Raw genomic sequence first — 19346 nt, 5'->3', positions numbered from 1 at the left:
GTCTATGAGCATGCCGCTTTTTCCGTTGAACACGGTGCTGTTTCCAGGGTGCATCCTCGATCTGCAGATCTTCGAGGCGCGCTACCTGGACATGATCGGTCGCTGCATGAAGCAGGGCGGCGGTTTCGGTGTGGTGTGCATACTTGATGGCGAAGAAGTCGGCATCGCGCCGGCCGGTTATGCGCTGGTTGGCTGCGAAGCCGTCATCACCGATTTCAAACAGCAGGACAACGGTCTGCTGGGCATCCGCGTCCAGGGCGGGCGACGTTTTCAGGTGTTGCGCACCGAGGTGCAGCGCGACCAGTTGACGGTGGCCGAGGTCGAGTGGCTCGAGGACGAACCCGAACAGCCATTGCAGGATGAGGATGCGGACCTGGTGGCGCTGCTCAAGGCGCTGGCCGAACACCCGATGGTCGAAGCACTCAATATGGGCACCGAAGCGACGGGGCAACAGTCATTGGCCAATCAGTTGGCCTACCTGCTGCCCTTCGCCGAAGTGGACAAGATTGATCTGCTGCAACTCGACGATCCGCAGCAACGTCTGGATGCAATTCAGGCGTTGCTTGACGAGTTGCAGGGCGAATTGTTCACCTGAAAGTCGCCTCGAGTCTGTAGCAGCTGCCGAGCACCGCGAGGCAGCGTCCAGCTATGACTTGGCGAGGACTGCGTGCTCGAACGCAGCCTCGCAGGCTCGACAGCTGCTACAGGTCAGTAGGCGTAGCGCAACATCGCATTGGGCAAGTGCCGCAACGCGAAGAAACTGAACAGCGCCAGCAGTGCCGGCAGAATCAGCCACCAGACCTTGAATGGCATGGCATTGAGCTGCACCTTGCGCTGGTTGAGCCACAGGCTCGCCGCACACACGCACGACGCCAGTATCGCGCCGGCCACCACATCAGTCGGCCAGTGCGCGCCCAGGTAGACCCGGGAAAGCGCAATCGCCAGCGCCGGGATACACGCAATCATTAACCACGTCAGGCGCAGCCTGGGCGGTTGCCCGCGACCGGCCAGCACAGCCAAAGTGAGAAACAGCGCGAAAGCACCGGAGGCGTGACCGCTGGGCATGCTGTAGGTGGTCAGCGGATCGCTGAGGACTTCCGGGCGCACCCGGGCGAAAAACTGTTTAGTAAAGGTGTTTGCCAGGGCCGTCAGGAGCAGCGTGCTGCCGGCGAAAACCGCGTGCCGCCATTGCCGCGTCAACAGCAGCAAGGCGGTCAGCAGGATGCTGAACAGGAGCATGTTGCGGAATTCGCCGATCAACGTGAAGGTAATCGCTACTTCATCAAGGGCAGGTTTGCGATGTTCTTGCACCAGCGTCATCACACCTTGATCAAGCGCGGTCAGGTGCGGATAGCCGATGAACAAGCCCGCGAGAATCAGCACGCCCATGCTCGAGATGAACACGGTCGCGTTGCGGTGGCGGCGCAAACTGCTGGTCACGCTCAAACCGACCATCACCGCGATACTGCCGGCGACGATTCCGGCCTCCATCCAGAAACCTTCCGGAAGTGGCAGACGAATTGCGGCACCGGTGGCCCAGCCGGGCAACAGATACGCCACGCTCCAACCGGCGGCAGCCAGCAGACTGACGGCGGCAAAACGCGGGAACGGCATGTCGAACATCCCGGCTACCATCGGCAGCATCGGGCGCAACGGGCCGATGAATCGCCCGACCAGCAGGCTGGCGATGCCATAGCGCTGAAAATAGGTTTCCGCGCTGCCGATCCATTCCGGGTGATGGCGCAGCCCGGGCAAGCGCCGGATGTTCTGATGGAAATGGCGTCCGATGAAGTAGGAAACGATATCGCCGAGCACACCGGCCACGAACCCCAGCAACAGCGTTTCGCTCAGGGACAGCGCGCCACTGCCCGCCAGCACTGCCACGGCAAACAGCAAGACCGTGCCGGGCACGATCAGCCCGGCAATGGCCAAGCATTCCACAAAGGCCACAATGAACACCGCCGCGGCCAGCCATTGCGGGTTTGCCGCCAGCCAACCGGTCACGCTATCGAGCCATGGGCCCATAAAAACAACTCCATTGAATAATTAAAAATTCCTGGCGAAAACGCGACTGTGATAACGCCGAATATCCCTGTGGGAGCGACCTGTGGTGAGGGGGCTTGCCCCACTGGGCTGCGGAGCGGCCCCACAATTGCTGATGTGCCACAGATTTTGTGAGTGCTGGGCACTCCAGCGGGGGCAAGCCCCCTCGCCACAGGCAAGCCCCCTCACCACAGGCAAGCGCCTCGCCACAGGCAAGCCCCCTCACCACAGGCAAGCGCCTTGCCACAGGCAAGCCCCTCGCCTCAGGTGTTCCCACAGAGGTTGTCATTTTCACGACAACAAAAAATAATCCCGCCCTTCGACCTGCCCTCGGCGCAGCGGGTTCCTTGTGCAATACGGCGCGTAGGCCGCATCGACGAAGCGGTACATCAGATGCTCGTCACGCCCCGTCGGAATGCCCAGGCGTGTGGTCTGAATGATCTGCGTCGGTGTTGTACCGACATCCTCTACCAACATCAATTCGTGATCGAAACGTTTGGCATCCCACATAGGCACCTTCAATCCCAAGGCCTTGCACAACAACGTCTGTCCCGCACAGAGTTTTTGCGTGGGGCGAGGCCGCCCCTGAGCGCCGGGGTTGTTCACCAGCATCTGCGCCAGGCTCGCCGGCCCGCTCAACTCGTCGATCCACGGATAGGCGGATTTGATCAGCACCGCATTGCCCGGTCCCTTGGCGCTGAAGTTCAGCGAATCGCCACCCCGGGCGTAATACATATAGATGTGTCCGCCATCCAGAAACAAAGCCTTACGCTTTTCTGTATAGCCGAGCGAAGCGTGGCTGCCTTTTTCTTCGAAGTAATACGCCTCGGTCTCGATGATTCGTGCGCTGAGCCACAGCTCGCCGACCCGGTGGCGGATGACCTTGCCCAGTAATTCCCGGGCCAGAAGTTGCGCGTCGCGGTCAAAAAAAGCGTCGGGGAGGCCCGTGGGCAGACGCGTGATAACGGTGGGAACAGTCAGGTTGGACATGTTGAACACGTTGATCAAGGCTGATTGAGTCGCGATGATACCAACGCGTAGCTTAATTCCGGCTGAATGCCGGCAATTTGCTGTCCATTTCGACCATCCGCCTGTCACCGCTGTTAGTCCCGGGACGCGGCAGCTATAATCTGCCGCTTTCCTCTTTGCAAGACCACGCCAGACCATGACTGAGTCCGTTCTTGACTACATGACCCGCCTGGGTCGCGCTGCCCGCGAAGCATCTCGCGTCATTGGCCGCGCCAGCACCGCGCAGAAAAACCGCGCCTTGCAGGCTGCTGCCGATGCGCTGGACGCTGCACGCGCCGAGCTAGGTGCCGCCAACGAGCGGGATTTGGTGGCCGGTCGCGCCAATGGTCTTGAGCCTGCTTTGCTTGAACGTCTGGCGCTGACGCCTGAGCGCATCGACGGCATGATCGCAGGCTTGCGTCAGGTCGCCGCCTTGCCGGACCCGGTTGGCGCGATCCGCGACATGAGCTTCCGGCCGTCGGGCATTCAGGTTGGCAAGATGCGTGTGCCGCTGGGTGTGATCGGGATCATTTACGAATCCCGTCCGAACGTGACCATCGACGCCGCCAGCCTGTGCCTCAAGTCCGGCAACGCCACCATCCTGCGTGGCGGCTCTGAAGCCATTCATTCCAATCGCGCCATCGCCGCCTGCATTCAGCGCGGGCTGGCCGAGGCCGATCTGCCTGCTGCCGTGGTGCAAGTGGTCGAAACCACCGACCGTGCCGCCGTCGGCGCGCTGATCACCATGCCGGAATACGTCGATGTCATCGTGCCCCGTGGTGGCCGTGGGCTGATCGAGCGCGTCAGCCGTGACGCACGTGTGCCGGTGATCAAACATCTGGACGGCATCTGCCACGTGTACGTCAGTGCCCACGCCGACCTGGCAAAAGCGCAACGCATCGCCTTCAATGCCAAGACTTACCGGTATGGCATCTGCGGTGCGATGGAGACGTTGCTGGTGGATCAAACCGTTGCGCAGGATTTCCTGCCGTCCATGGCCGCACAGTTCCGCGAAAAAGGCGTCGAGCTGCGCGGTTGCGAGCGTACGCTGGCCATCATCGATGCCAACGCCGCGACTGAAGAAGACTGGAATATCGAGTATCTCGCGCCGATCCTTTCGATTCGTGTGGTCGACGGGCTGGATCAGGCTATCGAACATATTAACCACCACGGCTCTCATCACACCGATTCGATCGTTAGCGAAAATCTTGCTGACACCCGGCGCTTCGTTGCCGAAGTTGATTCGGCGTCGGTGATGATCAACACCCCGACCTGCTTCGCCGATGGCTTTGAATACGGATTGGGTGCCGAGATAGGCATTTCTACTGATAAGCTGCACGCCCGCGGCCCGGTGGGTCTCGAGGGGCTGACCTGCGAGAAGTACATCGTGGTCGGTGATGGCCAGTTGCGCGGCCAGGCGTCGGTCTGACTTGAGCAACCGCAAGCCTACGGCGCCGCTCCTTCCCCGCGACCCTGCGCCGCGACGCATCGGCATGCTGGGCGGGACGTTCGACCCGGTGCACATCGGCCATTTGCGCGGCGCGCTGGAAGTCGCCGAATCGCTGGCGCTTGATGAATTGCGTCTGACACCCAGTGCGCGGCCGCCTCATCGCGACACGCCGCAGGTGTCGGCGAACGACCGACTGGCGATGGTCGAGTGCGCGGTGGCCGGTGTGGCGCCGTTGGTGGTGGATGCCCGCGAATTGCAGCGGGACAAACCGTCCTACACCATTGATACCCTGGAATTGATGCGTGCCGAGCTGGCCGCCCAAGACCAGGTTTTTCTGCTTTTGGGCTGGGACGCGTTTTGCGGCCTGCCCACTTGGCACCGCTGGGAAGAGTTGCTCCAGCATTGCCACATCCTGGTGCTGCAACGCCCGGATGCCGACAGCGAACCGCCGGATGCCTTGCGCAATCTGCTGGCAGCGCGCTCGGTGAGCGACCCGCTGGCCCTGAAAGGGCCGAGCGGACAGATTGCATTCGTCTGGCAGACGCCGCTCGCGGTATCCGCCACCCAGATCCGTCAACTGCTGGCCAGCGGTAAGTCGGTACGTTTCCTGGTGCCCGACGCGGTCCTGGCCTATATCGATGCGCACGGGCTTTACCGTGCGTCGAACTGAATGGGAGTGCTTCAAGGCACGTGCAACAACGTGTATTGAACCACCCGAACATACGAGCAAAACGAGTTTTATATGACTGACAAAGACCAAACCAAAGTAAAGCGCAAAGGCACGTTCAAGAGCGCCCCGTTGCCGGTAGAGGCGCCAACTGGCGTGGCACTGGTTGGCGAAGAGCTGGTCAAGGTTGCCGTTGCAGCCCTGGAAGACGTCAAGGCCCAGGACATCCAGGTGATCGACGTTCGTGAGAAGCAGAGCATCACTGATTTCATGATCATCGCCACGGGTACGTCCAACCGCCAGATCGGCGCGATGCTCGACAAGGTTCGCGAAGCCGTCAAAGCCCAGGGCGTCAAGCCACTGGGTGAAGAAGGCAAAGGCGACAGCGACTGGGTTCTGCTGGACATGGACGATGTCATCGTGCACATGATGACCGCCTCTGCACGCCAGTTCTATGACCTGGAACGCCTGTGGGCCGGCGCCGAGCAAAGCCGTTCGGCCAGCGCTGCTCACCACAGCCCGGAAAACACCCATGAGCACTTCACCAAGCTCAACAAAGACCAGCAATAAGGGCCCGCTGTGCGACTGCGACTGATCGCCGTCGGTTCACGCATGCCCAAATGGGTGGAAGAAGGCTGGCATGAATATGCCAAGCGTCTTCCGTCCGAGCTGGCGCTGGAACTGGTGGAAATACCGCTCAACACCCGCGGCAAGAACGCCGACGTGGCGCGCTTCATCCGTCAGGAAGGCGAGGCCATGCTGGCCAAGGTCGGGCCGAACGAGCGGGTTGTTACCCTCGAAGTGCACGGCAAGCCCTGGAGCACCGAGCAACTGGCGGTCGAACTCGACCGCTGGCGGCTGGACTCGCGCACGGTCAATTTCATGGTCGGCGGCCCCGAAGGGCTGGCGCCGGAAGTCTGTGCCCGTGCCGATCAGCGCTGGTCGCTCTCTGCGTTGACGTTGCCGCACCCGTTGGTGCGGATTCTGATCGGTGAACAGTTGTATCGTGCCTGGACAGTTCTGTCCGGCCACCCCTACCACAAGTAGCTCTGCCTCATGCCCCAGCCGATCCGCATCAAGGACCACGAAAAAGACGCCCGTCTGGTGCGTGGCCGCGTTGTGTTCGGGGCAATTGCGGTGGTGGCGCTGATTTGTGTGCTGATCGCTCGGCTGTATTTCCTGCAGGTGATCCAGTACGAGTATCACTCGACCCTGTCGGAAAACAACCGTGTCCATGTGCAGCCGATTCCGCCGACCCGCGGGTTGATCTTCGACCGCAATGGCGTGGTGGTGGCCGACAACCGACCGAGCTTCAGCCTGAGCATGACCCGCGAGCGCTCCGGCAATTGGCAGCAAGTGCTGGACGTCATTGTGGAGGTGCTTGAGCTGACGCCGGAAGATCGGGTGATCTTCGAAAAACGCATGCGCCAGGGGCGTCGACCGTTCGAACCGGTGCCTATCCTGTTCGAATTGACCGAAGAGCAGATCGCCCGTGTCGCCGTGAACCAGTTCCGTCTGCCCGGCGTGGAAGTGGTTGCGCAACTGGTGCGGCATTATCCGCAGGGCGCCCATTTTGCGCATTCGGTGGGCTACATGGGGCGGATCAACGAGAAAGAGCTGAAGTCACTCGATCCGGTCAATTACAGCGGCACTCACCATATCGGTAAAACCGGCATCGAGCGTTTCTACGAGCCCGAACTGCATGGCCAGGTGGGTTACGAAGAAGTCGAAACCAACGCTCGAGGCCGCGTCCTGCGGGTGCTCAAGCGGACCGATCCGATTCCCGGCAAGGACATCGTCCTGAGCCTGGACATCAAATTGCAGGAAGCCGCCGAAGCTGCGCTGGGCGGACGCCGTGGTGCCGTGGTGGCGCTGGATCCGGCGACCGGCGAAGTGCTGGCGATGGTCAGCCAGCCGAGTTTCGATCCGAACCTGTTCGTCACCGGCATCAGCTTCAAGGCCTATGCCGAGCTGCGCGACTCCATCGACCGGCCGCTGTTCAACCGCGTACTGCGCGGTCTGTACCCGCCGGGTTCGACGATCAAACCGGCAGTGGCAATTGCCGGCCTGGACGCGGGCGTCGTGACCGCATCGAGTCGGGTCTACGATCCCGGCTATTACCAATTGCCCAATTACGACCACAAATACCGTAACTGGAACCGCAGCGGTGACGGCTACGTTGATCTCGACACGGCGATCATGCGTTCCAACGACACCTATTTCTACGACCTGGCGCACAAGCTGGGAATTGATCGGTTGTCCGCCTACATGAGCAAGTTCGGCATCGGCCAGAAGGTCTCGCTGGACATGTTCGAAGAGTCGGCGGGGCTGATGCCGACGAGGGAATGGAAGCGCGCGACCCGGCGTCAGGCGTGGTTCCCGGGCGAAACGCTGATTCTGGGGATCGGCCAGGGCTACATGCAATCGACGCCGCTGCAACTGGCCCAGGCCACGGCGCTGGTGGCCAACAAAGGCATCTGGAACCGGCCGCACCTGGCGAAGACTGTTGAAGGCGAGCGGCCGAAGGATGACAACCCGATGCCGAACATCATCCTGCGCGACCCGTCGGACTGGACCAAGGTCAACCACGGCATGCAACAGGTCATGCACGGCGCCCGGGGTACCGCGCGCAAAGCGGCAATCGGTGCGCAATACCGCATTGCCGGTAAAAGTGGTACGGCCCAGGTGGTGGCGATCAAGCAGGGTGAGAAATACGACCGCTCCAAGGTTCAGGAGCGCCACCGTGACCACGCCTTGTTCGTCGGCTTCGCGCCGGCCGACAACCCGAAGATCGTGGTGTCGGTGATGGTCGAAAACGGCGAGTCCGGTTCCGGTGTCGCTGCGCCGGTGGTGCGTCAGATCATGGACGCCTGGCTGCTGGATCAGGACGGCCACCTCAAGGCCGAATACGCCAGCCCTATCAGTGCGGAGGCTACGGCCCGTGAAGAGTAATTTTGATCGCATCCTCTCCAGCGAGGATGTGATGCGTCGACGTGCGACGCTATTGCAACGCCTGCACATCGACGGGCCGTTGCTGATTCTGCTGCTGATACTGGCCGCCGGCAGCCTGTTCGTTCTTTATTCGGCCAGCGGCAAGAGTTGGGATTTGCTGGCCAAGCAAGCCACATCGTTCGGCATCGGTCTGGTGTCGATGATCGTCATTGCTCAATTCGAGCCGCGCTTCATGGCCCGCTGGGTACCGGTTGGTTATGTGATCGGCGTGCTGTTGCTGGTGGTGGTGGATGTCATGGGCCACAACGCCATGGGCGCCACGCGCTGGATCAACATCCCCGGAGTGATCCGGTTTCAGCCTTCGGAATTCATGAAGATCCTGATGCCGGCGATGATTGCCTGGTATCTGTCCAAACGCACATTGCCGCCGCAGCTCAAGCATGTCGGCGTGAGCCTGTTTCTGATCGGGTTGCCATTTATCCTGATTGTGCGCCAGCCCGACCTCGGCACGTCGTTGCTGATTCTGGCGGGCGGCGCGTTCGTGCTGTTCATGGGTGGCCTGCGCTGGCGCTGGATTATGAGCGTACTGGCCGCCACCGTGCCCGTGGCGATCGCCATGTGGTACTTCGTCATGCATGACTACCAGAAGCAGCGCGTCCTGACGTTTCTCGACCCGGAAAGCGATCCGCTTGGCACTGGCTGGAACATCATCCAGTCGAAAGCCGCCATCGGCTCCGGCGGCGTATTCGGCAAGGGCTGGCTGCTGGGCACCCAGTCGCACCTGGACTTCCTGCCGGAGAGCCATACGGACTTCATCATTGCGGTCATGGGTGAAGAGTTCGGCCTGGTGGGCATCTGCGCACTGCTGCTGATTTACCTGTTATTGATCGGTCGCGGGCTGGTGATTACCGCCCAGGCCCAGACATTGTTCGGCAAATTGCTCGCCGGAGCGTTGACCATGACGTTTTTTGTTTACGTTTTCGTCAACATCGGTATGGTCAGTGGCCTGTTGCCGGTTGTGGGGGTGCCGTTGCCGTTCATTAGCTACGGAGGAACTTCGCTGGTGACGCTACTGTCGGCGTTTGGGGTTTTGATGTCGATCCATACCCATCGTAAGTGGATCGCACAGGTTTGAATAAGGTGAAGAGTTCAATGCAAGTAATGCGTGGCTGGGCGACTCGATACGCGCCGTGGGTCGGTCTGGTGAGCATCCTTGGCACTGCGCGGGAAGCGGCGGCCGGCGATTACGAAGGTTCACCCCAGGTGGCCGAATTCGTTGGGGAACTGACCCGCGACTATGGTTTTGCCGGCGAACAACTGATGGGCGTTTTGCGTGAAGCCGAGCGCAAGCAGTCGATTCTTGATGCCATTTCCAGACCCGCCGAGCGGGTCAAACAGTGGAAAGAATACCGGCCGATGTTCATCACTGACGCGCGCATCGCCCGCGGTGTGGACTTCTGGCGCCAGCACGAAGCAGTGTTGGCCCGGGCTGAGCAGGAATACGGCGTTCCGGCGCAGGTCATCGTGTCGATCATCGGCGTCGAGACCTTTTTTGGCCGCAATACCGGCAATTTCCGGGTGATCGATGCACTGTCCACCCTCGGCTTCGACTATCCTCCGCGCGCTGAATTCTTCCGCAAGGAACTGCGCGAATTCCTCCTGCTGGCGCGCGAAGAACAGGTTGATCCGCTGACCCTCAAAGGCTCCTACGCCGGGGCGATGGGGCTGCCGCAGTTCATGCCGAGCAGCTTCCGCGCCTATGCAGTGGACTTTGACGGGGACGGTCACATCAATATCTGGACCAACCCGGACGACGCCATCGGCAGTGTTGCCAGTTATTTCAAACGTCATGGCTGGGTGGCCGGCGAACCCGTGGTCAGTCGCGCCGATGTGCAGGGCGAGCAGGCCGACGAAGGTTTGACCACAGGCATCGAACCGACTAAAACCGTCGGGGAGTTGCGGGCGTTGGGGTGGTCAAGTCATGATGCGCTGCGCGATGATATGCCGGTCACTGCGTTCCGACTGGAAGGTGACAAGGGTCCTGAGAACTGGATGGGCCTGAAGAATTTTTACGCAATCACGCGTTATAACCGCAGCGTGATGTACGCCATGGCCGTACATCAACTGTCTGAACAGCTGGTCCAAGCACGGGGCGTCAAGTAATGCGGGCATTGCCTATGAATAAACCCCTGAAGCTGATGGCGTTCGCCGGCTTGGCGCTACTGGTTGCCAGCTGTACGACCAGCCGCTCGCCGACGCCGACAAAGTCTTCTCCCACGGCTGTACGCGCAACGCCGGGGCTGGACATCAACCGCGCCCACAAAGATGGCGCGCCGTGGTGGGACGTGGATGTTTCGCGTATCCCGGATGCCACGCCGACCCTGCACAGCGGTCCTTATAAAGCCAACCCGTACACCGTGTTGGGCAAGACTTATTTCCCGCTGCAAGAATCGAAAACCTACGTCGCCTCGGGCACGGCGTCCTGGTATGGCACCAAGTTTCACGGGCAGAACACGGCCAACGGCGAGGTCTATGACCTGTACGGCATGAGTGCCGCACACAAGACATTGCCATTGCCCAGTTACGTTCGTGTGACCAACCTGGACAACAACAAGACTGTTGTCCTGCGCGTGAACGACCGTGGCCCGTTCTACTCCGACAGGATCATCGACTTGTCGTATGCCGCCGCAAAAAAACTGGGCTATGCCGAAACCGGTACCGCGCGGGTCAAGGTTGAAGGCATCGATCCTCAACAGTGGTGGGCCGCGAAAGGTCGCCCGGCGCCTTTGATGCTGAACGAGCCGAAAATTGCGCAAAATAGCGCCCCGGCGCTGACCGCTTCAACCGGCACCGTCGAGCAGTGGACACCTCCGCCGCAGCAACACGCGGCGGCCGTTGTGCCCGTGCAGATCGACGCAAAAAAAAACGCTTCTGTACCAGCGTCTGGCCAGTATCTGCAGGTGGGCGCGTTCGCCAACCCGGACGCTGCAGAACTCCTGAGATCGAAGCTCAGCGGGATGGTGAGCGCTCCGGTGTTCATCAGTTCGATCGTGCGTAACCAGCAGACCTTGCACCGGGTTCGCCTCGGGCCGATCGGCTCGCCGAATGAAATCCAGCAAGTGCAGAACAGCGTGCGCCTGGCCAATCTCGGTTCGCCGAGTGTGGTCACCGCCGAGTAATACGTAGCACCTGATTGACGGTTCACTTGCGATTTGGGGGGTGAACCGGGTTGTTGGCTCGCTGAAGAACAAAAGCCCGGCAAGGGTTATGAGTGAACGACTGAACACGCGATGGCCCGATAGAAGGTCATCTGATTAGTTTTGCCCTCGGGCAGTTTCCATTAGCGATTTCGAGAGACGGATGAACATCACCACCTTTGCCAAACGCCTTTGCCTGTTAGTCCCGCTGCTCCTCTCGCCTGCCGCTTTCGCGGTCGAGATGATGCCGTCGCCACCTCAACTGGCTGCCAAGTCCTATGTGCTCATGGATGCCAGCAGCGGTAACGTGCTGGTCGAGAACAACGGTGACCAGCGTCTGCCGCCGGCCAGCCTGACCAAGCTGATGACCGCGTACCTCGCGACCCTGGAAATCCGTCGTGGCCAGATCGGCGAAAACGACCCGGTGACCGTTAGCGAAAACGCCTGGCGCACCGGCGGTTCGCGGATGTTCATCAAGGTTGGAACGCAGGTGACTGTGAGCGACCTGCTGCACGGCATCATCATTCAGTCGGGCAACGACGCCAGTGTTGCGCTCGCCGAGCACATCGCCGGCAGCGAAGACGCGTTCGCCGACATGATGAACAAAACCGTGGCCGACCTGGGCATGACCAACAGCCACTTCATGAACCCGACCGGTCTGCCGAACCCTGAGCATTACTCGTCGGCTCACGATATGGCCGTGCTGGCTCGGGCGATCATCCACGAAGACCCGGCGCACTACGCCATCTACTCGCAGAAAGAGTTCTTCTGGAACGGCATCAAGCAACCTAACCGCAACCTGTTGCTGTGGCGTGACAAGACCGTCGACGGTCTGAAAACCGGCCACACCGACGAGGCCGGCTACTGCATGGTGTCTTCGGCTGTGCGGGACGGCATGCGCCTGATCGCCGTGGTGTTCGGCACCAACAGCGAAGTGGCGCGTGCGTCTGAAACCCAGAAGCTGCTGACCTACGGTTTCCGTTTCTTCGAAACCCAAACCTTCTATCAGAAAGGCACCGAGCTGGCTCAGGCGCCGGTCTGGAAGGGCACCACCAATCAAGTCAAGGCCGGCCTGGCCCAAGACCTGACCATGACCCTGCCGAAGGGCCAGCTGAAGAAACTCGCCGCCAGCATGACCATGAACCCGCAACTGATGGCACCCATCGCCAAGGGTGACGTGATCGGTAAAGTCGAAGTCAAGCTGGACGAAAAGGTAGTGCACAGCGCCGACCTGATCGCTCTGGACGGCGTCGAGGAGGGTGGTATCTTCCGCCGCATGTGGGATAGCATCCGTCTATTCTTTTACGGCTTGTTCAACTGAATCAGTGTGGACTCGCATGCCCCCGCTCCAGTCCGGAGCGGGGGCATGTCCGTTGCCACGGCTTACGAGGCCGTTACGCCATGACAGACACCGAAGTAAAGGCGCCAAAGATCGAATTCCCCTGCGCGGATTATCCGATCAAGGTAATTGGCGACACCGGCGTGGGTTTCAAAGACAAGATCATCGCGATCCTCGAAAAACACGCGACCGTTGACCACAAGACGCTGGCCGAGCGCCAGAGTACCAACGGCAAATACACCACTATCCAACTGCACATCATCGCCACCGGCCAGGAACAGCTGTACGACATCAACAGCGAGTTGCGCGCTACCGGTTTCGTGCACATGGTGTTGTGATGTCTGGCACGCTGGGCTTTCGTGAACTCGGCCAGATGGCTTACGAGCCGGTCTGGCATGCCATGCAACGCTTCACCAACGAGCGAAGCGAGCGCGGCAGTGATGCCGCCGACGAAATCTGGCTGGTCGAGCACCTGCCGGTGTTCACCCAGGGTCAGGCCGGCAAGGCCGAGCACGTGCTGCTGGCGGGTGATATTCCGGTGGTACAGGTCGACCGCGGTGGTCAGGTGACTTACCACGGGCCCGGCCAACTGGTGGCCTACCTGTTGCTCGACGTGCGCAAACTGGGTTTTGGCGTGCGTGACCTGGTCACCCGCATGGAGTGTTGCCTGATCGAACTGTTGGCCAGTTATGGCGTGACAGCGGCGGCCAAGGCGGATGCACCGGGCGTCTACGTCGACGGGGCGAAAATCGCCTCGTTGGGTTTGCGGATCCGTCACGGCTGTTCCTTTCATGGCCTGGCCCTGAACGTGGACATGAACCTGGAACCGTTCCGACGGATTAATCCCTGCGGCTACGCCGGGCTGGCGATGACCCAGCTGAGCGACCACGCAGGATCGATTGAATTTGCCGAGGTAAGTGCCCGGCTGCGTGCGCAGCTCGTCAGACACCTCGACTATGCTGAGCAGACGACCCTCACGGGCGGAATCGACTGATATGACTACTGATGCAGTGCAAACCATGATCCCGACGCTGGATGTCACCGAGCGTCCGGCCCCGCGTGCCAAGGTTGAAGCCGGCGTCAAGCTGCGCGGCGCCGAGAAGGTTGCACGCATCCCGGTGAAGATCATCCCGACGACCGAACTGCCGAAGAAACCTGACTGGATTCGCGTGCGCATCCCGGTTTCGCCGGAAGTCGACCGCATCAAGGCGCTGCTGCGCAAACACAAGCTGCACAGTGTCTGTGAAGAGGCCTCCTGCCCGAACCTGGGCGAATGCTTCTCCGGTGGCACCGCGACCTTCATGATCATGGGTGACATCTGTACCCGTCGTTGCCCGTTCTGCGACGTTGGCCACGGTCGTCCGAAGCCACTGGACGTCAACGAGCCGCAAAGCCTGGCCATCGCCATCGCCGACCTGAAACTCAAGTACGTGGTCATCACCTCGGTTGACCGCGACGACCTGCGCGACGGCGGTGCCCAGCACTTTGCCGACTGCATCCGCGAGATCCGCAAACTGTCGCCGAACGTTCAGCTCGAAACCCTGGTGCCGGATTACCGTGGCCGCATGGACGTCGCGCTGGAAATCACCGCAGCCGAGCCGCCGGATGTGTTCAACCACAACCTGGAAACCGTGCCGCGCCTGTACAAGGCTGCGCGTCCGGGTTCGGATTACCAGTGGTCGCTGACTTTGCTGCAACGCTTCAAGCAGATGATGCCGCACATTCCGACCAAATCCGGCCTGATGCTGGGGCTGGGCGAAACCGACGAGGAAGTCATCGAGGTCATGAAGCGCATGCGCGAGCATGACATCGACATGCTGACCCTCGGCCAATACCTGCAGCCTTCGCGCAGCCATTTGCCGGTGCAGCGTTTTGTGCACCCGGACACCTTCGCCTGGTTTGCCGAGGAAGGTTACAGGATGGGCTTCAAAAACGTCGCCTCCGGCCCGCTGGTGCGTTCCTCGTACCACGCTGACGAGCAGGCCAAACTGGTCAAGGCCGAGCTGATGTCGTCCTGATAAAAAAGCCCGCAAGGTTTCAGCCTTGCGGGCTTTTGGCGATGCCTACGGCCGCCGATGTATTTTCCTGCAACCTGCGGGGCGCGTGATCCTCTTCTGTTTGTCCCCGTTCCTGACTACTGTGTGCCAGACACTATCGCACAGGGAGATTCATGGATGACCGTTCGACCGACCCACACCCTTTGTCCACACATACCCGTACCAGCCTTGCCATCGGAAGGTCTGATCGGCGTCATTGCGCCTGCCGGCCCTGCGGCACTGGATACCGAGAAAGCTTTCGCCTGGATGCGCACGCGCGGTTACTCGCTGCGGGTTTTCCCTGGGGTGTACGAGGCGCATGGCTACCTCGCCGGCAGCGACGATGTACGGCTCAATGATCTGCACGCGGCGTTCGAAGACCGCGAAGTCGATGCAATCATTTGTCTGCGCGGGGGCTATGGCACACCGCGTTTACTCGACCGCATTGATTTCGAGTTGCTGCAGAACAATGCCAAGCCGTTCATTGGCTACAGCGATATAACCGCACTTCACATTGCCATCAGCCGGTATGCCGGGTTCGTGACTTTTCATGGTCCGCTGCTCAACGCGGATCTTCTGGGTGGCAAGCAAAAGCCCACCGAAGCGTCCTTCTTCAACATGCTCAGAGGCCAGGTGAAGGCCGGTAGTTTGCTGGCGCATCCAGTGGCGTGGCCGTTGACCACGATCGAGCCGGGTATCGCTCACGGGCGTTTGCTTGGCGGTAATCTGGCGATGGTGACTTCGATCATGGGTACGCCTTACGAGATGGATGCCGAAGGCGTGATCCTGTTCATCGAGGACATTAATGAGCCGCTGTATCGCATCGACCGGATGCTGACTCATCTGCGGCTTGCAGGCACGTTGGGCAAGCTTCGCGGGGTTTTGGTGGGGGATGTGGCGGGGGTTGAGGCGTCAGCGCTGGAGCGCTTGCTCAAGCAGACCTTCGAGCCTTTGCGGATACCGGTGCTGGCCGGATGGCGCAGTGGGCATTGTAATCCGAACCTGACCTTGCCGATGGGGGCACTGGTGCGGCTGGATGCGGGGAACAAGGAATTGGTGCTGGAGCAGGATGTGGTGGTCAGGCGGTAGATATTCGCCGCTTGATAGTCAGCCTTCGCGGGCAAGTCGGACCGCCGAACCGCCCGCGAAGCTTTTAGCGGTTACGCAAACCTTCCAGCAACTTGTGCGTCGGATAGCCATCCGCCGGCCAGCCGAACGATTGCTGGGCGCTACGGATTGCCTTGCGCGTGTTGGCACCGATGATGCCATCGGCTGTCCCGGCGTCGTACTGCTGGGCGCTCAACAAAGTTTGCAGTTCGATACGCTCGGTACGACTCAGCGGCATATCATCTTTGGGCCACGCGCCATTGATCAAACCGCCGCCGCTGAAACGCTCGGACAAGAGGCTCACCGCCAGCGCATAGGACGACGAGTTGTTGTACTTGAGAATCGCGCGGAAGTTGTCGAGGACCAAAAACGCCGGGCCGCGATACCCCGCTGGCAGCAGCAACGCGGCGGAGAGGTTTTCCGAACCCGCCGGAGGCTTGGCAGCATTGGGCAGCGTCACACCCAGTTGGCGCCATTCGGCGACGGTCTTGCGAATCGTGCCGTCGGCCAACACGTAGTCGAAGTCACTCGCCAGTTGCACTTCAAAGCCCCACGGTTGGCCGCGTTGCCAGCCCGAGCTCTGCAGATAGTGCGCGGTCGACGCCAGTGCATCGGCGGGGCTGCCCCAGATGTCGCGGCGGCCGTCGCCGTCGAAATCCACGGCGTGAGTGTTGTAGGTGGTCGGAATGAACTGGGTTTGCCCCATCGCGCCGGCCCACGAACCCAGCATCTTCTCGGGCTCGATGTCACCCTGCTGCAGAATCTGCAGGGCTGCGATCAATTGCGCATGGGCGAAGCCCGGCCGCCGGCCCTCATACGCCAGCGTCGCAAGGGAATTGATCACCGACTTGCTACCCTGGAACTGACCAAAATTGCTCTCCATGCCCCATACCGAGACGAGCGCCTGGCGATCAACGCCATAGCGCTGCTCGATGCTTTGCAGGATGTCGGCATACTGGCTGACCAGCGCCTGACCTTTGCGCACCCGCAACGGCGATAAGGCACCGTCGAGGTATTCCCATACTGGCCGGGAAAATTCCGGCTGGCTGCGGTCGGCGCGAATCACGCTGTTGTCGACGCTGAGATTGGCAAATGCACGATCGAACAGGTCGGCACGAATGCCGGCGGCCAGGGCGTCCTTGCGGAACCCGGCCTGCCATTCGGCGAAGGTCTGGGTCGGCTGCAGGTCGAGGTCGTCACCGGTCGGTACCACGGGAGGAATCACCGCAGGAGCTGTCGCGACGGGAAGTGTCTTGAGAGGTTGGGCGTCGGCGGCGGTGGGCTTCTCCGCGCAGGCGACAAGCAGAGCCAGGCTGGAGGCTGCAATCAATTGGCGCAGGTGCCAACGTCGGGAAATACAAAAGGGCATGCACGGGTCCAGGGAATACGGATCAGGTGCAGACCTTAACATGTTGCGCGATGGCTTGCCTTTCAGGCCGCCAGAAAGTAAGAAGCCTCCCAGCTATCAGACTGGAAGGCTTCGCGGCGGTAGCTGCCTTTACCCTTGCCGGCGCGTTCCTGACGGCTGCGGAACAGTGGCTGGGCGATGATGGATTTGGCCTTGTTGCGGCCATTTTTGGATGGCTTTTTGCTCATGAACAAGTCTCTCGATTGAGTGGGTTTTTGCGGGGAAAATGATCTGCCGAACTGTAGTGTCTGTCTATAGGACAAAAGCGGGTAGATTTTGTAGGGCAAAAGATCGCAGCCTCGTTTCACTCGACAGCTCCTACAAGGGAATGCGCGATCCTGTAGGCGCTGTCGAGTGAAACGAGGCTGCGATCTTTTGATCTTACTCCGCGGGCAATGACAACCTCTGGCCGGCCATCAATAACGCCAACCGGCTCAAACTCATCCACGGCGAACCCGCCGCCTGACCCTTGATCTGCGCATCGATACGCTGAGCTTCCAGCAACAACTGCGCCCAGCGTGGCGCCGAATAACGTTGCAGGGCTTTGCTCATCAGCGGTTTGCGTTTATCCCAGACAGGCGGCCGGGCCGAGCTGAAAGCTTTATCCAGCGGCACACCCTGGCTGTATTGCAACGACAGGTTGGCCAGCAGTCGCAGCTCCCGTGCCAGCGCCCAGAGAATCACCGGTGGCTCGACGCCTTCACCGCGCAGACCTTCGAGCATGCGCAAGGCATGCGCCGCTTCACCGTTGAGAATCGCGTCGGTCAGCCCAAAGACGTCAAACCGCGCACTGTCAGCCACCGCCGCCTGCACGGTTTCGACAGTGATCTGACCGGCATCGGCCATCAGCTTGAGCTTTTCGATTTCCTGGGCAGCGGCCAGCAAATTGCCTTCGACCCGCGCGGCAATCAATTCCACGGCATCCTGGCTGGCAGACAGGCCCGCCTGGGACAGTCGCTGGCGAATCCAGCTCGGCAGCTGGTTGGCGTCCACCGGCCAGATCTGCACGAACTGAGTGTGCTGACCTTCGACGAGCGCTTTGCCCCATTTGGTTTTTTGCGCACTGCCATCGAGCTTGGGCAGGCTGATGAGCAGCACCGTATCTTGCGCCGGTCGCGAACAGTATTCGATGAAAGCCGCGGCACCTTTGTCGCCTGGCTTGCCGGAAGGCAGGCGCAGTTCCAGCAGGCGCTTTTCCGCGAACAGCGACATGCTTGCGCCCGCTTGCAGCAACGTTCCCCAGTCGAAGCTGGCGTCGGCGGCAAAGACCTGACGTTCGTCGAAGCCTTGCTGACGAGCAGCAGTGCGAATGGCGTCGGCGGCTTCCTGGCACAACAGCGGGTCATCGCCACTGATGATATAGACCGGCGCGAGCGCGCCTTGCAGGTGTTTGCCGAGTTGGGCGGGAGCGAGTTTCATAAGAGAGGGCAAGCGGGGCGCCTGAGCGCCCCGCAAGTCTTACTGCTGCGGCAGTTCGACAGGCGACTGGCGCGGCGTTTCCGCTTCAGCCTTCTGCGCAGCTTCAAGGGCATCGGCGTCGGCTTTTGCCCGGGCTTCAGCCGTTTGCTGCAACTGATCCAGCTGAGTCGGCGTCAACTGTTGCAGGCGCAGCATCATGCGTTGAATCAGCTCGCGACGGATCTGCTTGCGCACATCGCTGGCTTCCTGGTCGGAACCCGCCAGGTTGTTGCCATCGTGAATGAAGACTTTCTGCACTTCAAGCTTGTCGCTCAGCAGCGGCAGATTGCCCTGACCACGGATGTCGTAGCTCAATACCGAATTCAATTGGTACTCACCAGTACGACCGGCGCCGGCGTAGCTGAGGATGCGCTGGGATTCCTGCTCATCGGTCAGTACCAGCTTGTAAGGCGCGCCGCTATAAACCTTGACGCCGCTGCCTTCCAGCATCTGGCGCAGCTGGGTCACGGTTTCGCCGTAGGCGTTGCGGGCGCTCAGGTCGAGTTCCTTGATCGCCAGTTCAGTGGTGCCGGTGCCGCGCAGCTGGAAACCGCAGGCGCTCAACAGGACCGCAAGGCCCATCACCAGCAAATTGCGTTTGATCATCTTGTTGCTCCCCTTGAAACCAGGTGGGCCGACCGTGCGGCCCGAAAGGTTTTACTCGGCGCCAGGCATCGCCTG

General features: G+C 60.8%; 20 protein-coding genes. 14 read left to right on the top strand and 6 right to left on the bottom strand.

Annotated features, from left to right (window positions below):
- Nucleotides 1-4: 4 nt before the first annotated feature.
- On the top strand, nucleotides 5-595 hold the full coding sequence (locus tag ACYZT1_RS21885) for an LON peptidase substrate-binding domain-containing protein (RefSeq protein WP_462016679.1): 591 nt from the start codon (nucleotides 5-7) through the stop codon (nucleotides 593-595).
- Nucleotides 596-708: 113 nt separating this feature from the next.
- On the opposite strand, the gene ACYZT1_RS21880 is transcribed toward ACYZT1_RS21885, so the two are convergent.
- Both ACYZT1_RS21880 and ACYZT1_RS21875 read right to left on the bottom strand, forming a co-directional pair.
- Complete coding sequence (locus ACYZT1_RS21880; protein WP_462016678.1) at nucleotides 709-2025, bottom strand: bifunctional DedA family/phosphatase PAP2 family protein; 1317 nt, start codon at nucleotides 2023-2025, stop codon at nucleotides 709-711.
- Between the two features lie 309 nt (nucleotides 2026-2334).
- Nucleotides 2335-3033 (bottom strand): DNA-3-methyladenine glycosylase, encoded by a 699-nt coding sequence (locus tag ACYZT1_RS21875; RefSeq protein WP_462016677.1) that lies wholly within the window; start codon nucleotides 3031-3033, stop codon nucleotides 2335-2337.
- Nucleotides 3034-3208: 175 nt separating this feature from the next.
- Between ACYZT1_RS21875 and ACYZT1_RS21870 the strand changes: the two genes are divergently transcribed.
- From ACYZT1_RS21870 to ACYZT1_RS21810, 13 genes are all read left to right on the top strand, one after another.
- A complete protein-coding gene (locus tag ACYZT1_RS21870; RefSeq protein WP_462016676.1) occupies nucleotides 3209-4480 on the top strand; it encodes a glutamate-5-semialdehyde dehydrogenase in 1272 nt (423 codons plus the stop codon).
- A 64-nt stretch (nucleotides 4481-4544) separates the two neighbouring features.
- Nucleotides 4545-5171 carry a nicotinate-nucleotide adenylyltransferase gene (gene nadD, locus ACYZT1_RS21865; RefSeq protein WP_462019303.1) on the top strand — a complete coding sequence of 209 codons (627 nt, stop codon included), beginning with the start codon at nucleotides 4545-4547 and terminating at the stop codon, nucleotides 5169-5171.
- Between the two features lie 72 nt (nucleotides 5172-5243).
- Complete coding sequence (gene rsfS, locus ACYZT1_RS21860; RefSeq protein WP_462016675.1) at nucleotides 5244-5738, top strand: ribosome silencing factor; 495 nt, start codon at nucleotides 5244-5246, stop codon at nucleotides 5736-5738.
- A 9-nt stretch (nucleotides 5739-5747) separates the two neighbouring features.
- On the top strand, nucleotides 5748-6215 hold the full coding sequence (rlmH, locus tag ACYZT1_RS21855) for a 23S rRNA (pseudouridine(1915)-N(3))-methyltransferase RlmH (protein ID WP_415759000.1): 468 nt from the start codon (nucleotides 5748-5750) through the stop codon (nucleotides 6213-6215).
- Between the two features lie 9 nt (nucleotides 6216-6224).
- The gene (mrdA, locus tag ACYZT1_RS21850; protein ID WP_462016674.1) at nucleotides 6225-8120 is read left to right on the top strand and encodes a penicillin-binding protein 2; all 1896 of its coding nucleotides are present in this window, start codon (nucleotides 6225-6227) and stop codon (nucleotides 8118-8120) included.
- A 31-nt stretch (nucleotides 8121-8151) separates the two neighbouring features.
- Nucleotides 8152-9255 carry a rod shape-determining protein RodA gene (rodA, locus tag ACYZT1_RS21845; protein ID WP_462019302.1) on the top strand — a complete coding sequence of 368 codons (1104 nt, stop codon included), beginning with the start codon at nucleotides 8152-8154 and terminating at the stop codon, nucleotides 9253-9255.
- Between the two features lie 17 nt (nucleotides 9256-9272).
- Entirely contained in the window at nucleotides 9273-10283 is a 1011-nt protein-coding gene (gene mltB, locus ACYZT1_RS21840; RefSeq protein ID WP_462016673.1) for a lytic murein transglycosylase B, read from the top strand.
- Complete coding sequence (locus tag ACYZT1_RS21835; protein WP_462016672.1) at nucleotides 10283-11299, top strand: septal ring lytic transglycosylase RlpA family protein; 1017 nt, start codon at nucleotides 10283-10285, stop codon at nucleotides 11297-11299. Before mltB ends, ACYZT1_RS21835 begins: the two co-directional genes overlap by 1 nt.
- 181 nt (nucleotides 11300-11480) lie before the next feature.
- Nucleotides 11481-12638 (top strand): D-alanyl-D-alanine carboxypeptidase family protein, encoded by a 1158-nt coding sequence (locus ACYZT1_RS21830; RefSeq protein WP_462016671.1) that lies wholly within the window; start codon nucleotides 11481-11483, stop codon nucleotides 12636-12638.
- Between the two features lie 80 nt (nucleotides 12639-12718).
- Nucleotides 12719-12994 carry a DUF493 domain-containing protein gene (locus tag ACYZT1_RS21825; RefSeq protein ID WP_008152827.1) on the top strand — a complete coding sequence of 92 codons (276 nt, stop codon included), beginning with the start codon at nucleotides 12719-12721 and terminating at the stop codon, nucleotides 12992-12994.
- The gene (gene lipB / locus ACYZT1_RS21820; protein WP_462016670.1) at nucleotides 12994-13650 is read left to right on the top strand and encodes a lipoyl(octanoyl) transferase LipB; all 657 of its coding nucleotides are present in this window, start codon (nucleotides 12994-12996) and stop codon (nucleotides 13648-13650) included. Before ACYZT1_RS21825 ends, lipB begins: the two co-directional genes overlap by 1 nt.
- Before the next feature lies 1 nt (nucleotide 13651).
- On the top strand, nucleotides 13652-14674 hold the full coding sequence (gene lipA, locus ACYZT1_RS21815; protein ID WP_462016669.1) for a lipoyl synthase: 1023 nt from the start codon (nucleotides 13652-13654) through the stop codon (nucleotides 14672-14674).
- Between the two features lie 156 nt (nucleotides 14675-14830).
- Nucleotides 14831-15781 (top strand): S66 peptidase family protein, encoded by a 951-nt coding sequence (locus ACYZT1_RS21810; protein ID WP_462016668.1) that lies wholly within the window; start codon nucleotides 14831-14833, stop codon nucleotides 15779-15781.
- A gap of 64 nt (nucleotides 15782-15845) precedes the next feature.
- Here the strand turns inward: ACYZT1_RS21810 and ACYZT1_RS21805 are convergent, their stop codons facing one another.
- From ACYZT1_RS21805 to ACYZT1_RS21790, 4 genes are all read right to left on the bottom strand, one after another.
- On the bottom strand, nucleotides 15846-17168 hold the full coding sequence (locus ACYZT1_RS21805; RefSeq protein WP_462016667.1) for a lytic murein transglycosylase: 1323 nt from the start codon (nucleotides 17166-17168) through the stop codon (nucleotides 15846-15848).
- Between the two features lie 62 nt (nucleotides 17169-17230).
- Nucleotides 17231-17395: an alternative ribosome rescue factor ArfA gene (gene arfA / locus ACYZT1_RS21800; RefSeq protein ID WP_462016666.1), complete on the bottom strand. Its 165-nt coding sequence runs from the start codon at nucleotides 17393-17395 to the stop codon at nucleotides 17231-17233.
- 193 nt (nucleotides 17396-17588) lie between these two features.
- Nucleotides 17589-18626 carry a DNA polymerase III subunit delta gene (holA, locus tag ACYZT1_RS21795; protein WP_462016665.1) on the bottom strand — a complete coding sequence of 346 codons (1038 nt, stop codon included), beginning with the start codon at nucleotides 18624-18626 and terminating at the stop codon, nucleotides 17589-17591.
- A 39-nt stretch (nucleotides 18627-18665) separates the two neighbouring features.
- The gene (locus ACYZT1_RS21790) at nucleotides 18666-19271 is read right to left on the bottom strand and encodes an LPS-assembly lipoprotein LptE (RefSeq protein ID WP_462016664.1); all 606 of its coding nucleotides are present in this window, start codon (nucleotides 19269-19271) and stop codon (nucleotides 18666-18668) included.
- Nucleotides 19272-19346: the final 75 nt, after the last annotated feature.

The organism is Pseudomonas sp. PB3P13 (genome assembly GCF_054897735.1).
The sequence above is the reverse complement of the archived record's forward strand: the minus strand, read 5'-3'. Positions and strand labels throughout refer to the sequence as shown.

Coding starts and splice junctions, on each gene's coding strand:
- ACYZT1_RS21885 (WP_462016679.1), top strand. CDS start 5: ATGAGCATGCCGCTTTTTCCGTTGAACACGGTGCTGTTTCCAGGGTGC.
- ACYZT1_RS21880 (WP_462016678.1), bottom strand. CDS start 2,025: ATGGGCCCATGGCTCGATAGCGTGACCGGTTGGCTGGCGGCAAACCCG.
- ACYZT1_RS21875 (WP_462016677.1), bottom strand. CDS start 3,033: ATGTCCAACCTGACTGTTCCCACCGTTATCACGCGTCTGCCCACGGGC.
- ACYZT1_RS21870 (WP_462016676.1), top strand. CDS start 3,209: ATGACTGAGTCCGTTCTTGACTACATGACCCGCCTGGGTCGCGCTGCC.
- nadD (WP_462019303.1), top strand. CDS start 4,545: ATGCTGGGCGGGACGTTCGACCCGGTGCACATCGGCCATTTGCGCGGC.
- rsfS (WP_462016675.1), top strand. CDS start 5,244: ATGACTGACAAAGACCAAACCAAAGTAAAGCGCAAAGGCACGTTCAAG.
- mrdA (WP_462016674.1), top strand. CDS start 6,225: ATGCCCCAGCCGATCCGCATCAAGGACCACGAAAAAGACGCCCGTCTG.
- rodA (WP_462019302.1), top strand. CDS start 8,152: ATGCGTCGACGTGCGACGCTATTGCAACGCCTGCACATCGACGGGCCG.
- mltB (WP_462016673.1), top strand. CDS start 9,273: ATGCAAGTAATGCGTGGCTGGGCGACTCGATACGCGCCGTGGGTCGGT.
- ACYZT1_RS21835 (WP_462016672.1), top strand. CDS start 10,283: ATGCGGGCATTGCCTATGAATAAACCCCTGAAGCTGATGGCGTTCGCC.
- ACYZT1_RS21830 (WP_462016671.1), top strand. CDS start 11,481: ATGAACATCACCACCTTTGCCAAACGCCTTTGCCTGTTAGTCCCGCTG.
- ACYZT1_RS21825 (WP_008152827.1), top strand. CDS start 12,719: ATGACAGACACCGAAGTAAAGGCGCCAAAGATCGAATTCCCCTGCGCG.
- lipB (WP_462016670.1), top strand. CDS start 12,994: ATGTCTGGCACGCTGGGCTTTCGTGAACTCGGCCAGATGGCTTACGAG.
- lipA (WP_462016669.1), top strand. CDS start 13,652: ATGACTACTGATGCAGTGCAAACCATGATCCCGACGCTGGATGTCACC.
- ACYZT1_RS21810 (WP_462016668.1), top strand. CDS start 14,831: ATGACCGTTCGACCGACCCACACCCTTTGTCCACACATACCCGTACCA.
- ACYZT1_RS21805 (WP_462016667.1), bottom strand. CDS start 17,168: ATGCCCTTTTGTATTTCCCGACGTTGGCACCTGCGCCAATTGATTGCA.
- arfA (WP_462016666.1), bottom strand. CDS start 17,395: ATGAGCAAAAAGCCATCCAAAAATGGCCGCAACAAGGCCAAATCCATC.
- holA (WP_462016665.1), bottom strand. CDS start 18,626: ATGAAACTCGCTCCCGCCCAACTCGGCAAACACCTGCAAGGCGCGCTC.
- ACYZT1_RS21790 (WP_462016664.1), bottom strand. CDS start 19,271: ATGATCAAACGCAATTTGCTGGTGATGGGCCTTGCGGTCCTGTTGAGC.